13 protein-coding genes are annotated in these 13,732 nt (G+C 62.9%); 11 read left to right on the forward strand and 2 right to left on the reverse strand.

Going from position 1 to position 13,732, the window contains the following annotated elements; all coding sequences use genetic code 11:
• The first annotated feature begins 7 nt into the window (after window positions 1-7).
• The 7 genes from trpA (at window position 8) to L1071_RS03945 (ending at window position 7,215) form a co-directional block, all read left to right on the forward strand.
• Window positions 8-811, forward strand: coding sequence for a tryptophan synthase subunit alpha (gene trpA / locus L1071_RS03915; RefSeq protein ID WP_246969802.1), 804 nt, complete (start codon window positions 8-10; stop codon window positions 809-811).
• 90 nt (window positions 812-901) lie between these two features.
• A complete protein-coding gene (accD, locus tag L1071_RS03920; RefSeq protein ID WP_246968958.1) occupies window positions 902-1,834 on the forward strand; it encodes an acetyl-CoA carboxylase, carboxyltransferase subunit beta in 933 nt (310 codons plus the stop codon).
• Window positions 1,835-3,136, forward strand: a complete 1,302-nt coding sequence (gene folC, locus L1071_RS03925; protein ID WP_246968961.1) for a bifunctional tetrahydrofolate synthase/dihydrofolate synthase — start codon at window positions 1,835-1,837, stop codon at window positions 3,134-3,136.
• Window positions 3,133-3,810, forward strand: coding sequence for an SPOR domain-containing protein (locus L1071_RS03930; RefSeq protein WP_246968964.1), 678 nt, complete (start codon window positions 3,133-3,135; stop codon window positions 3,808-3,810). The genes folC and L1071_RS03930 overlap by 4 nt, the downstream gene beginning before the upstream one ends.
• A complete protein-coding gene (locus L1071_RS03935; protein ID WP_246968966.1) occupies window positions 3,810-4,406 on the forward strand; it encodes a CvpA family protein in 597 nt (198 codons plus the stop codon). The genes L1071_RS03930 and L1071_RS03935 overlap by 1 nt, the downstream gene beginning before the upstream one ends.
• Before the next feature lie 86 nt (window positions 4,407-4,492).
• Complete coding sequence (gene purF / locus L1071_RS03940) at window positions 4,493-6,013, forward strand: amidophosphoribosyltransferase (protein ID WP_246968969.1); 1,521 nt, start codon at window positions 4,493-4,495, stop codon at window positions 6,011-6,013.
• Between the two features lie 11 nt (window positions 6,014-6,024).
• On the forward strand, window positions 6,025-7,215 hold the full coding sequence (locus L1071_RS03945; RefSeq protein WP_246968971.1) for an O-succinylhomoserine sulfhydrylase: 1,191 nt from the start codon (window positions 6,025-6,027) through the stop codon (window positions 7,213-7,215).
• 98 nt (window positions 7,216-7,313) lie between these two features.
• On the opposite strand, the gene rsgA is transcribed toward L1071_RS03945, so the two are convergent.
• Window positions 7,314-8,345, reverse strand: a complete 1,032-nt coding sequence (gene rsgA, locus L1071_RS03950; RefSeq protein WP_246968973.1) for a small ribosomal subunit biogenesis GTPase RsgA — start codon at window positions 8,343-8,345, stop codon at window positions 7,314-7,316.
• Between the two features lie 88 nt (window positions 8,346-8,433).
• Between rsgA and orn the strand changes: the two genes are divergently transcribed.
• A complete protein-coding gene (gene orn, locus L1071_RS03955) occupies window positions 8,434-8,997 on the forward strand; it encodes an oligoribonuclease (protein ID WP_246968975.1) in 564 nt (187 codons plus the stop codon).
• A gap of 12 nt (window positions 8,998-9,009) precedes the next feature.
• Here the strand turns inward: orn and queG are convergent, their stop codons facing one another.
• Window positions 9,010-10,110 (reverse strand): tRNA epoxyqueuosine(34) reductase QueG, encoded by a 1,101-nt coding sequence (gene queG, locus L1071_RS03960; RefSeq protein ID WP_246968977.1) that lies wholly within the window; start codon window positions 10,108-10,110, stop codon window positions 9,010-9,012.
• Between the two features lie 95 nt (window positions 10,111-10,205).
• Between queG and L1071_RS03965 the strand changes: the two genes are divergently transcribed.
• The 3 genes from L1071_RS03965 to L1071_RS03975 all read left to right on the forward strand — a co-directional run bounded on the left by L1071_RS03965 (window position 10,206) and on the right by L1071_RS03975 (window position 13,708).
• A complete protein-coding gene (locus L1071_RS03965; protein WP_246968979.1) occupies window positions 10,206-11,714 on the forward strand; it encodes an NAD(P)H-hydrate dehydratase in 1,509 nt (502 codons plus the stop codon).
• An 18-nt stretch (window positions 11,715-11,732) separates the two neighbouring features.
• Complete coding sequence (gene tsaE, locus L1071_RS03970) at window positions 11,733-12,212, forward strand: tRNA (adenosine(37)-N6)-threonylcarbamoyltransferase complex ATPase subunit type 1 TsaE (RefSeq protein WP_246968981.1); 480 nt, start codon at window positions 11,733-11,735, stop codon at window positions 12,210-12,212.
• Between the two features lie 71 nt (window positions 12,213-12,283).
• Window positions 12,284-13,708 (forward strand): N-acetylmuramoyl-L-alanine amidase, encoded by a 1,425-nt coding sequence (locus L1071_RS03975; protein WP_246969807.1) that lies wholly within the window; start codon window positions 12,284-12,286, stop codon window positions 13,706-13,708.
• The last annotated feature ends 24 nt before the right edge of the window (window positions 13,709-13,732 follow it).

The following is a 13,732-nucleotide window of genomic DNA, read 5'->3' on the forward strand; positions in this document are numbered from 1 at the left end:
CATGACTATGAATCGCATCGATCAACGTTTCGCGGCGCTCAAGGATCAGTCTCGCTGCGCCCTGATTCCGTATATCACCGCCGGCGACCCTGCGCCGCAACATACCGTCGGTTTCATGCACGCCTGCGTCGAGGCGGGGGCCGATGTGCTGGAGCTGGGTGTGCCGTTTTCCGATCCCATGGCGGATGGGCCGGTGATCCAGAAGGCCTGCGAACGTGCGCTCAAGCATGGCACGCGCTTGGCCGACGTGCTCGACATGGTCGCGTCGTTTCGCGAGACTGACCAGACAACGCCGGTGGTGTTGATGGGGTATGTCAATCCCGTGGAGCGCATGGGGTACGAGACGTTCGTCCGGCGCGCGCGCGATGTGGGCGTCGACGGCGTCTTGATGGTCGACATGCCGCCTGAGGAAGGGGCCGAGGTTGCGCCGCTGTTCGCCGAGCACGGCCTGCAGTCGATCTTCCTGCTGGCCCCTACCACCTCATCCGCCCGGGCCGCTACAATATGTGCGCACGGCGAAGGTTATTTGTACTATGTATCACTCAAGGGGGTGACGGGTGCCGCCTCGCTGGATGTCGAGGCCGTGGCGCGTCAGTTGGCGCCGCTACGCGAGATGACCGATTTGCCGTTATGTGTCGGCTTCGGCATTCGCGATGGCGAGACCGCCGCGGCGGTCGGTCGAGTGGCCGATGGCGTCATCGTCGGCAGTGCGCTGGTATCGCGTATTGCCGAAAACGCCGAACGTCCCGAGGCCATACCCGCGGCGCTCAAGGCCGTGCTTGGCGACATGCGTGATGCACTGGATCGCTGAGGTGGCCATGCGAGCCCCCTTTATTCGCTGTATCGGGCCACGGACGTGGCTCGATGCGTCAGACAAGCAACATGGAAGCGTCTCAGAACCATGAGCTGGCTAGACAAAATTGTGCCGTCGATGAGCCGTACCCAGCGAACCGATCGCCGGAAAAGCGTGCCGGATGGCCTGTGGCGTAAGTGCCCCAATTGCGAAGCAGTGCTCTATCTTCCCGAGTTGGAGCGCCATCAGAGCGTGTGCCCCAAGTGCGATCATCATCTGCGCCTGACAGCACGCAAACGACTCAACTGGTTTCTGGATACGGAAGGCCGCGAGGAAATTGCCGCCGACCTGCAGCCCAGTGATCGACTCAAGTTCCGCGACTCCAAGAAGTACAAGGATCGTTTGGCGGCGGCCCAGAAAGCTACCGACGAAAACGATGCCTTGATCGCCATGCGCGGCAAGCTCGATGGTCTGCCGGTGGTTGCGGTGGCATTCGAATTTAGCTTCATGGGCGGTTCCATGGGGGCCGTGGTGGGCGAGAAGTTCGTGCGTGCCGCGTCTCAAGCGCTGGAAGAGGGTGTCCCGCTGGTGTGCTTCGCCGCGTCCGGCGGTGCCCGCATGCAGGAAGCGCTTTTCTCGCTGATGCAGATGGCCAAGACATCTGCGGCCCTGGAAAAGCTCAAGCAGGCGGGTGTGCCGTATATTTCAGTGTTGACCGACCCTGTCTTCGGCGGCGTGTCGGCGTCACTGGCGATGTTGGGCGATCTCAATGTCGCCGAACCCAACGCCCTGATCGGGTTCGCCGGGCCACGCGTCATCGAGCAAACCGTGCGCGAGCAATTGCCGGAAGGCTTCCAGCGCAGCGAGTTCCTGCTTGATCATGGCACCGTGGACATGATCGTGCATCGTCATGACATGCGTGAGCGTCTGGGCGGTGTCATGCGCAAGCTGACGCACCAATCGCGTCTCGGCCAAGATAGCGAGGACGACGAAGCGTCGGCTCAGGCCACACTGGACGAGTTCTCCCGGACCGATCACTGAATGGCTGATACGACCACTCTGGAAGCTTGGCTGGCGCGTCTTGAGCGCCAGCATCCCGTTGCCATCGATCTGGGGCTCGAGCGGGTCTCTGCAGTCGCTGCGCGCCTGGGTCTCAAGACTAGAGCGCTGGCGGGGCGTGTCATCACCGTGGCCGGCACCAACGGCAAGGGCTCGACCGTGGCCATGCTCGATGCACTGGCACGCGAGCATGGTTGGCGAAGCGCCGCTTATACATCACCGCATCTACAGCGTTACAACGAGCGCCTGTGCTTCAATGGCCAAGAGGCCGATGATGCCGCCCTGGTCGAGGCCTTCGAGGCCGTTGAAGCGGCGCGCCTTGCGGATAAAGAGATCAGCCTTACCTACTTTGAAGTTGGCACTTTGGCCGCCTTGTGGCTGATTAGGCGCGAGCAACCCGATGTGGCGTTGCTCGAGGTGGGGCTGGGCGGACGGCTGGACGCGGTCAATGTCGTCGACCCGGATGTGGCGGTGGTGACGACCGTCGCTCAGGATCATGCGGCCTTTCTAGGCACCCATCTCGAGACCATCGGCCAGGAAAAGGCGGGCATCATGCGTTCGGGGCGTCCGGCGGTGCTGGGGAGTACCGCCTTACCGGCGAGTGTGCGTCAGCATGCCGAGAGCCTGGCGGCACCAGTATTCGCACTGGGCGAACGTTTCGACTGGCAAGCCGCAGCCGATGGCTGGCAATGGCAGGGCGAAACCGCTACCGGTGAGCCCCTGACGCTGCGTGCGCTTCCCGATCCTGGTCTGCCACTGGATAATGCCGCGACGGCATTGCAGGCACTGATGCTGGCCGGTATGTCTCTGGAGGAATCGGCGTGCCAGCGGGCCTTGGGTCGCGCCGTCCTGACCGGTCGGCTGCAATGGCAGGGCCCCTGGTGTCTGGATGTCGGCCATAATCCGCATGCCGCCGCTTATGTTGCCACCTACTTGGCGCAGCGCCCGCCGCGCGGACGACGTTTTTGTCTGCTGGGCATGCTGGCCGACAAGGACGCCAAGGGCGTGATCGAAGCGCTGGCGCCGCAGGTCGATGCGTGGGTGCCGGTGTCGTTGAGCGGTGATCGCGCGCGCGACGCCGAGCAGTTGGCGGCCTTTCTTGGCGCGTGCGACGCTCATGTGATGCATTGCGCCGCGTCGCCGGACGCTGGCGTACGCTGGTTGCACACCAATATGGACAATGGCGACGAGGTGCTGGTCTGCGGCTCGTTCTGGACCGTCGCCGAGGCTTTGACCACCCTGGAGGCACTCGGGATCGTGGCGAGCCCAAGGAGTGTGTCATGAAATATGGAATGCGTGAGCGTATCAGTGGCGCGATCATTCTCGTCGCGTTGGCGGTGATTTTCCTCCCCATGCTGCTCGATGAGCCGACGCCGCGCGGCGAGCGCCCCGAACCGGTACTGACCATTGAACAGCCGATTCCCGTGGATCAGCGCGATGTCGCTTCACCCGAGCCGCCGGCGAATCTCGAAGGCGATACGGGCGATGACAGGGTTGTCGAGCCGGCGACCGGGTCCCAGCTCGGTCAACCCGACGCTGGTGCTTCTTCGCCAACTGTGTCTTCGCCGCCAGCGACGCCCGATGACGGTGAAGCATCCGGCGAGGCGGAATCCACGAACGACGATCCCATTGCCGCCATTGCCGAGCAGTCTTCTTCTTCAACAGCGCAAGAGGAGAGCGACGGCAACAGCGAAGCGTCTTCAACGTCCGGTGCGCCCCAGGCTCAAGGTGGCTGGGCGGTCCAGGTCGGCAGCTTCGGCCAGCCGGACAATGCCCAACGGCTCGTCGAAAAGCTCAAATCGCAAGGTTTCGATGCCTACCAGCGCCCCCGGGATAATGATCTGACGACGGTGTACGTCGGTCCGTTCGAATCCTCCGATGAAGGTGAGCGCGTGCGCACCGAGCTCAAAGAAGAGGTCAATATCCAGGGGCTCTTGATTCGCGTGCGGGAGGAGTGATGACGCTGACCTGGCTCGACTGGGCCTTCCTGGCGGTATTGACCGTCTCCATGTTGGCCGGTTTCATGCGGGGTCTGGTGCGCGAAGCATTAGGGTTGGCGGCTTGGGTGGCGGCATTGTTGGGCGCGCGAATGTTCGCCCCGGCGGTAGCCGAAATGATGTCGCCCTATATCGATCATCCCGAAATTCGCCTGGTGCTCGGCTTCGTGCTGGTCATCTTCGTCATCGTCATGCTCTGCGGGTTCTTGATCCGCATGATCAACGCCGCCATCGAATGGGTCGGCATGGGGTTTTTCAACCGTGTCGCCGGTGCGACGTTCGGTGCCGCGCGGGGTGCCTTGATTCTGGTGCTGGCGACGGTCATCTTGACATTGACGCCCTTGTCGGGGATCGCCGCATGGCAGAATGCGCAGCTGCGCCCGGCCTTCGAGCAACTGCGCGACTGGTCGGTGGACCGCCTGGAGGCGTGGGAAATCGACACCTCGGGCGCCGAACGTGCCTTGCGCGACACGGGCCGCGAGGCCGCCGGTCAAGCGCTGGAAACATCGCCCGAGGTACCTGCATCGAGTACATCATCGGAGACGACGGCGCCCTGAAAAAGCGCCTCGATGCGTGACAGGTTTCAATCGCGAGCGGCGTTCATCGCCGCTTGCTACTCTCAAGGCAAGCGAGGAAAGGCACAATGTGCGGTATCGTGGGCCTCATGGCCAATCAGGCGGTCAATCAGTCGCTGTATGACGCGCTGACAGTGCTCCAACACCGTGGCCAGGATGCCGCCGGGATGATGACATGGCATGAGGGACGTTTCCTGCTACGCAAGAGCAACGGCCTGGTGCGGGATGTGTTCCATACCCGCCACATGACGCGTCTGCGCGGCAACATGGGAATTGGGCATATTCGCTACCCGACGGCCGGCTCGTCCAGCGAAGCGGAGTCGCAGCCGTTTTATGTCAATTCGCCTTATGGCATCACGTTGGCGCATAACGGCAATCTGACCAACTCCGAGCAGCTCAAGCGTGAGCTGTTCTTTTCCGATCTGCGCCACATCAATACCAGCTCCGACTCTGAAGTCCTGCTCAACGTGTTTGCACACGAGCTGGGCAAGCAGGGGCACCATCTCACGCCCGATGACATCTTCGATGCCGTACGTCGCGTGCATCGTCGTTGCCAGGGCGGTTATGCCGCAGTGGCCTGCATCAACGGCTTTGGCATGGTCGCGTTTCGCGATCCGCATGGGATTCGCCCAGTGGTCTACGGGACGCGCGACAATGAAGAAGGCCAGGACGTGATGATCGCCTCCGAATCGGTGGCCCTGGATGTCGGCGGCTTCGAGCTGTGTCGCGATCTGGCGCCGGGCGAGGCGATCTTCATCGAGACCGAGGGCAACCGAGTGCATACTCAGCAGTGTGCCGACCGCCCACAGCTGACGCCGTGCATCTTCGAACATGTCTATCTGGCGCGCCCCGACTCGATTCTCGATGGCGCCTATGTCTATGGCACGCGCATGGAGATGGGGCGCAAGCTGGGTGATCGCATTCAGCGTGACTGGCCGGAGCATGACATCGATGTGGTGATCCCGATTCCCGATACCTCGCGGACCTCGGCGCTGGAACTGGCTCAGCATCTGGGGGTGAAGTACCGCGAAGGCTTCATGAAGAATCGCTATATCGGGCGGACCTTCATCATGCCCGGGCAGACGCAGCGCAAGAAATCCGTGCGTCAGAAGCTCAATGCCATCGACGTCGAGTTCGCCGGCAAGAACGTGCTGCTGGTCGACGATTCCATCGTGCGCGGTACCACGTGTAAACAGATCATCCAGATGGCTCGCGAGGCCGGTGCGCGTAAGGTCTATTTTGCCTCTGCCGCGCCGCCGGTGCGCTATCCCAATGTCTATGGTATCGATATGCCAGTGGCGTCGGAATTGATCGCGCATGGGCGCAGCGAAGAGGAGGTCGGGGAGCTGATCGGCGCCGATCGCATCGTCTATCAGAAACTCGAGGACCTCAAAGCGGCATGCCGCGACGTCAATCCCGCGCTCGAGGAGTTCGACTGCTCGGTGTTCGATGGCGAGTACGTGACCGGCGATATCGATGCCGCCTATCTGGCCGATCTCGAGGCCGCGCGTAACGATGTGGCCAAGCATCAGGACAATACGGTGCATGCCGTGGTCGATCTGCATAACGATGTCGAAGAAGAAGACTGAGGAGGTGAGACATGCATGACGATCATGACGACGCCTTCGCGCTCGACACACTGGCGATCCGTGCCGGCCACGACCGCACGCACGAACAGGAACACGGCGAGCCGATCTTTCCGACATCGAGCTTCGTCTACGGTAGCGCCGCCGAGGCGGCGCGCAAGTTCTCCGGCGAAGAACCGGGTAACATCTATTCGCGTTTCACCAACCCCACGGTGCGCACCTTCGAGCGACGTCTGGCAGCGCTCGAGGGGGGCGAAAGCTGCGTCGCCACCAGCTCCGGCATGGCGGCGATTCTCGCCACGGCGCTGGCCTTCTTGCAGGCCGGTGATGAAATCGTCGCCTCGCGTTCGTTGTTCGGTTCCACGGTCAGCCTGTTCGACAAGTATCTCGGCAAGTTGGGCATCGTGACCCGCTACGTGGAGCTGGGCGACCTGGATGCCTGGCAGGCTGCGATCACGCCGCAGACGCGCCTATTGTTCGCCGAGACGCCGTCCAACCCGCTTTCCGAGGTGGTGGATATTGCCGCGTTGGCCGACTTGGCGCATCGCCATGACGCCTGGCTCGCCATCGATAACTGCTTTCTGACCCCGGTGTTGCAGCGTCCGCTCGATCTGGGCGCCGACTTGGTGATCCATTCGGCGACCAAGTATCTGGACGGCCAGGGGCGTGCCATCGGCGGTGCCGTGGTGGGGCCCGAGGAGATGCTCAAGGAACTGGTGGGCGTGGTGCGTACCTGCGGTCCGTGCATGAGCCCCTTCAATGCGTGGATCTTCCTCAAGGGGCTGGAAACCCTGGGGCTGCGCATGAAAGCGCATTGTGAGAATACCCTCGCCATAGCCCAGTGGCTGGAGGCGCAGCCGGAAATCGCGCGTGTGCATTACAGCGGCCTGGAAAGCCATCCGCAGCATGCGCTGGCCAAGCAACAGCAAAGCGGCTTCGGCGCCGTGCTGGGCGTGGAGGTGAAGGGCGGTCGCGACGGTGCCTGGGCGCTTATCGACCATTCTCGCCTGATGTCGATCACTGGCAACCTGGGGGATGTGAAAACCACCGTCACGCACCCGGCGACGACGACGCATGCGCGCTTGAGTGACGCGCAGAAGGCCGCCGCGGGAATCAGTGAAGGCTTGGTGCGCATTGCCGTGGGACTGGAAGCGCTGGATGATCTCAAGCGCGATATCCGCCGTGGGCTCGATACGCTCGGCTGAGCCGCATCCTGGCCTGTCGATTACGCTAGGTAACATGTCACATCGTACGCATGACGCCTCGCCCCTTCTGGGGCGTGGCGTTTTTCATGAGGCGTTCTTCATGGAGAGCGATCGGGTGTCAGGCTATCGACGATGTGTCGGTAACTATTGAACCGTGAGGCGAGAATCTCGCCGCGCTCCACGGCTTCACGCAAGGCGCATCCCGGTTCCTGGCGGTGATGACAATCGCGAAACCGGCAGTGGCCCAGGTAGGGCTGGAACTCGATGAAGCCGCGCGCCACGTCGGGTTCGTCGAGATGGCCGAGGCCGAATTCGCGAATGCCCGGCGAGTCGATCAGTTCGCCGCCCGCCGGCAGGTGATAGAGCGTGGCGGTGGTGGTGGTGTGCGTGCCCTTGCGAGAGTCCACCGAGAGCGCGCCGACCCGCAGTTGTTTATCGGGCAGCAGACGGTCGATCAAGGACGACTTGCCGACCCCGCTCTGACCTACGAACACCGAAGTGCGTTCGGTGAGGCAGGCATGCAGGGCATCGAGACCGTTCTCGCATTGGGTGGAGGCGCTGACTACTTGATACCCCAGTTCGCGATAGCGCGCCAGTAACGCGCGCAGCTCACCGCCTTCGTCGGGCAACAGATCGGTCTTGTTGAGCACCAGCACCGGGGCGATGCCAGTGGCTTCGGCAGCGACGAGATAGCGGTCGATGAGGTTGGGGTGGGGTGCGGGCTCCACGGCGAAGACGATCAGGATCTGCGCTATGTTGGCGGCCACGGGCTTGAGCTGGCCGCGCGCGTCGGGGCGTTCCAGTACGCTGCGCCGCGGCTGACGCGCCACGACCACGCCACTGCCGTCGCTCGCCGTACGCCATACCACGTCGTCGCCGGTGACCAGGCCCTCGAGGTTGGCACGCAGATGGCAACGGTGGCGCTGAAGATCACCGTGTTCATCCTCGGCTTCGACCTCCAGGGTGCGCCCGAAATGCGCGGTGACGCGTCCCAGGCGCTCAGGGCCGTAATCGCCGGCTTCGAGCGCGGTGTCGTCGCTCTGGGTGCGGCGTTCGGCACGTTCGGCGCGTTGGGCTTGAATCTTTTCGACCCGCCAACGTTGCTGGCGGCTGAGTTTACGTTTGCTCATGCGCTCTCGGGACAGGGTACAATGGTGGTCATTGTAGCGTTCATTGCGCCATGCTGTCCCTAGGCATGGCGCCCCGATGGAGACCCCCATGGCAAGTGACACTCCGCAAGCCCCGCGTAACGACCTGCTGATCTGGATCGACCTGGAAATGACCGGGCTCGACCCCGCCCGCGAACGCATCATCGAGGTGGCGACCCTGATCACCGATGGCGACCTGAACCTGATCGCCGAAGGGCCGGTGCTGGCGGTGCATCAGCCGGATGCGTTGCTCGAGGCGATGGACGAGTGGAATACGCGCACGCATGGCGCCTCGGGGCTGACGCAACGCGTCCGCGAGAGCGGTATCGATACCGCCGAGGCCGAGCGCCAGACGCTGGCGTTTCTAAAGACGTATGTGACGCCGAACAGCTCGCCGATGTGTGGCAACAGCGTGCACCAGGATCGGCGTTTCATGCTGCGGGAAATGCCCGAACTGGCCGAGTTCTTCCACTACCGCAATCTCGATGTGTCGACGCTCAAGGAACTGGCCAAGCGCTGGAACCCGCAGGCCCTGGCAGGCTTCGAGAAGCGCAATACGCATCAGGCGCTGGATGACATCCGCGAGTCGTTGGCCGAACTGGCGCATTACCGCAAGACGTTTCTGCGCGTCTGAGCAGGCTGCTAGTTAGACCTCGACGTGACTGACGATCAACTGCTCGCGCTTATGGCGCTGCTGCTCGAGTCCCCAGCGCACGTGTTCGCGGACCAGATCGGAAGGGTAGGCCAGGCGCGCACGCAAAGCGCCTTCGACGCGTTCGCTCCAGGGCGCGTTGCCCAGGCCGATGGCCAGGTTGCGCAGCCAGCGTTCGTAGCCGATGCGACGAATCGCGCTACCTTCGGTGCGCATCAGGAACTCTTCTTCGCTCCAGGCGAAGAGGCGGATCAGCGAGGCACGGTCAAGATCGTGGCGCGGCGCGAAGTCTTCTTCCTGCGAAGCGCGCGTGAAACGCGTGAAGGGACATACCAGTTGGCAATCGTCGCAGCCGTATACGCGGTTACCCATCGCCTTGCGGTATTCTTCGGGGATCGAGCCGGCGAGTTCGATGGTCAGATACGAGATGCAGCGCCGCGAGTCGATGACCTTATCGTCGACGATGGCACCTGTTGGACAAGCCGTCTGACAGCTCGAGCATTTGCCGCAATGCTCGCTCTCGAAGGGCGCGTCCATCGGTAGCGGTAGGTCGGTGTAAAGCTCGCCGAGGAAGAACAGTGAACCGGCCTGGGGATTAAGCAGCATGGCATTCTTGCCGAACCAGCCAAGGCCGGCTTTCTGCGCCAGTGCACGCTCCATGACCGGGGCCGAATCGACGAAGGCACGGTAGCCGTAAGCGCCGACTTCGTCCTCGATGCGCTTGGCCAGGGTGGCGAGGCGCTTGCGGATCAGCTTGTGGTAATCGCGTCCCAGCGCATAGCGTGAAACATAGGCGCGTTCGGGTTGTCCGAGCACCTTGGTGGTTTCCACCTCGGGGGGCAGGTAGTCCATACGCACGCTGATCACGCGCAGGGTGCCGGGTATGAGTTCCTCGGGGCGCGTGCGTTTGTGGCCATGTTTGGCCATGAAATGCATTTCGCCGTGGTAGCCGGCCGCGAGCCAACGCTCGAGATAGCGCTCATGCGCCTCGAGATCGGTGTCGGTGATGCCGACCTGCTGGAAACCGAGTTCGCGTCCCCACGTATGGATGCGATCGGCCAGCGCGGCGTAATCGATGGGCGAAGATGAGGACATGACGAGACCCCCGTGAAGCGAGGGCGCCACCCTAGCGCAATCGTTGCGGGGAATAAATGCTTGTCGCCGGCGAGCACGAAAATAGGAGGCGAACCATGACAACCACATGCCGAGCGCCGCATCCCTTGTATGGTGCCGATCAGGTTCAGGCGCTGGACCGGCGTCTCATCGCCGAGGGAGTGGTGGGGTTTGAGTTGATGCAGCGTGCCGCGCAGGCGGCGTATGCCGCCTTGCGTGCGCGCTGGCCGGAAGCGCATCGCTTGAGCATCTTGTGTGGCGGTGGCAACAACGCCGGCGATGGTTATGTGATGGCGGCGCTGGCGGCGGGCGATGGCCTCGACGTGCAGCTCATCGCCTTGCGCGACCCCGCGACGCTGAGCGGCGACGCGGCCCGGGCTTATGAGATGGCATGGCAAGCCGGGATCGATGTCATTGAATGGCGGCCCGAGACAGTGATCAATGGCGACGTGGTGATCGATGCGCTGCTGGGCACCGGAGCGACGGGCGAGGTTCGCGAACCATTGCGCCGTGCCATCGAAATTCTCAATGCGACACCGCGCCCGGTGCTGGCGGTGGACGTACCCTCGGGACTGTCGGCACAGACCGGCAGTATCGGAGGTGTGGCGGTACAAGCCAGCCTGACCGTCACCTTTATTGCCGATAAATTTGGCTTGCATACCGGTGCCAGCGCGGATCATGTCGGTGAACTGCGTGTCGAGATGCTCGGTGTGACGCCTCAGGCGCATGATGATCTCGTGCCATTGGGCGAACTGCAGGCGGCCGACATATTGCAGCACGCACTTCCGCCCCGGCCACGGGGCAGTCATAAGGGCGATTTCGGTCATGTGTTGGTGATCGGTGGCGGCGCCGGTTTCGGGGGCGCGGCGTTGATGGCCAGCGAAGCTGCGCTGCGCAGCGGAGCGGGCAAGGTCAGCCTGGCTACCGATGCCGCGCATGTCGCGGCAAGCCTGGTGCGCAGCCCGGAAATCATGGCGCGCGGCGTGGAGAAGGCCGAAGATATCCGCGAGCTGCTCGATCAAGCCAATGTGCTGGTGGTCGGGCCGGGGCTTGGACGTCAGGCCTGGGGGCACGCCCTGTGGCAGGCGGCGCTCGCTGCGGGGGTGCCCAGCGTGCTCGATGCCGATGCGCTCAACTGGCTGGCAGAGGAAGCCCCGCGCCGCCGTGACGACTGGGTGCTGACCCCGCATCCCGGCGAGGCGGCGCGGTTACTGGGTGTCTCCGGCGCCGAGATTCAGGGTGATCGGCGTGCGGCGGCACTGGCGTTGCATGAGCGCTATGGGGGTACGGTGGTGCTCAAAGGGGCGGGCACTCTGATCGCCGACGCCAACGGCGTCGCCGTGTGTCCCTATGGCAACCCGGGCATGGCGAGTGGCGGCATGGGCGATGTGCTCTCCGGAATCGTCGGGGCGTTGCTGGCACAGGGCCAAACGCCGGGCGAAGCGGCGCGGTATGGTGTTCTACTGCATGCCCTCGCCGGTGATGCGGCGGCACGCGATGGAGGCGAGCGTGGTCTGGTCGCCACGGATCTGGCATCCTATGCGCGCGCGATTGCCAACCCTCCCCCCTTTGATGTCATGCGATAACGCGAGATGCCACGATAGATGCAACGTTTTCTGCCCAATGAAGCCGCCCATGTCGCTTTCGGCGAAGCCCTGGGGCATGCCCTGGATGGTCACGGCCAAGTACACCTGGAGGGTGAGCTGGGGGCCGGCAAAACGACGCTGACGCGCGGCATCTTGCGTGCCTATGGCCATGAGGGGGCGGTCAAGAGTCCTACTTATACATTGGTGGAGCCGTACATGCTGGACGGGCGCCGCCTCTATCATTTCGATCTCTACCGGCTGGGCGATCCCGAAGAACTCGAATTCATGGGCGCACGCGACATGCTCGGCGAGGACGGCTTGAGCCTCATCGAATGGCCGTCCCGAGGTGCTGGATGGCTGCCCCGGGCCGATCTCGTGGTACGCCTTGCCCTGGAAGGCGAGGGCCGCCACGTCACGCTCGAAGGGCTCAGTCCGCACGGTCAGGCCGTGATCGCTGCACTACACGCCACTCGTCAGGACAAGGAAACCGACGCTTGAAGCCGTTTCACGATACCCCCTGGCAGATACGCTGTCGCCTGAGTGCCGTTCGGCATCTCATTAGCCTGACGATGCTGATGATGCTGGCGATGAGTCATGTGGCATCTGCCCAGGCCGCTGATGTCGACGTCGACAACATCCGACTCTGGGCGGCACCCGATCATGTGCGCGTGGTCTTCGATTTGTCCGACGAGGTGAGCAGTTCCGTGTTCAAGCTCGACGACCCGCGCCGCCTAGTCGTCGACTTGAAGGACGCGCAACTGGCCTTCGACCCGGACGATATCGACACCAGCGACAGCGCGATAGAGACGTTGCGCACTGGCAGGCGCAACGGCGACGACCTACGCGTGGTCTTCGATCTCAACAGGAAGATAGAGCCCCATCATTTCTTGTTGCCGCCCACCGATCAGTATGGCTATCGCCTCGTGGTCGATCTCGACTACCCGGGCGAGGGCGCGCTGGAAGAACCTGTCGATCCCATCGCGGCCATGATTCGCGACCAGGAAATGGATGCCGAACGTGAGCTGAGGCAGGCCGAGGCAGAAGGGACGTCGCCGAGCGCGGCGTTGGCCAAGAATGATAGCCAGGCCAAGCCCCACCCCAAGCGCGATATCATCGTGGCTGTCGATCCCGGCCATGGGGGGGAAGATCCCGGGGCGATCGGACCTGGCGGCACGTATGAAAAGGACGTCGTATTGGCCATCGCGCGCAAGGCCAAGATGCACATCAATGCCACGCCAGGCTTCAAAGCCTTTTTGACGCGAGACAGCGATTACTACGTGGGCCTGCGCAAGAGAACGCTGCTGGCGCGTGAACAAAAAGCCGATTTCTTCGTCTCGGTGCATGCCGATGCGGTCAAGAGCCGAGGGCCCACTGGCAGCTCCGTCTATGCGCTATCCAAGAACGGGGCTACTTCGGAGAGTGCGCGCTGGCTGGCCGAGACGGAAAACCGTTCCGATCTGATTGGCGGTGTCGATGGCAATCTCGACCTGTCCGACAAGGACGAAGTGCTGCGCGGTGTTCTGCTCGACCTGACCATGACCGCGACGATGAATGATTCACTCAGCGTCGGCGGCCAGGTGCTGGATAAACTCGGGCGCGTCAATCGTCTGCATCGCTCACAAGTCGAGCAGGCGGGCTTCGTGGTGTTGAAATCACCTGATATTCCGTCATTGCTGGTCGAAACTGGATTCATCTCCAATCCTGGGGAAGAAAAGAGGCTGCTCTCGTCGGCGTTTCAAGAAAAGGTTGCGGATGCCATCGGCGACGGCATCATCGCGCATTTTCGCCGCCATCCGCCGCCTAGCAGCTTGTTGGCCTGGCAACGTGACCAGGGGCGTGGCGAAGGGCCTGGCGAATATCGCGTGCAAAAAGGCGATACCCTGTCTCAGGTGGCGGCGCGTCATGATGTAACGATGCTGGCGCTCAAGCAGGCCAACGATCTTAGCGGCGATATCCTGCGTGTGGGCCAAGTGTTGCAGATCCCCCATTCGTGAGCGTGAACATGACGTGAGCCCTAT

Origin of the sequence: Chromohalobacter sarecensis, assembly GCF_023061135.1 — a bacterium.
GTDB lineage: Bacteria > Pseudomonadota > Gammaproteobacteria > Pseudomonadales > Halomonadaceae > Chromohalobacter > Chromohalobacter sarecensis.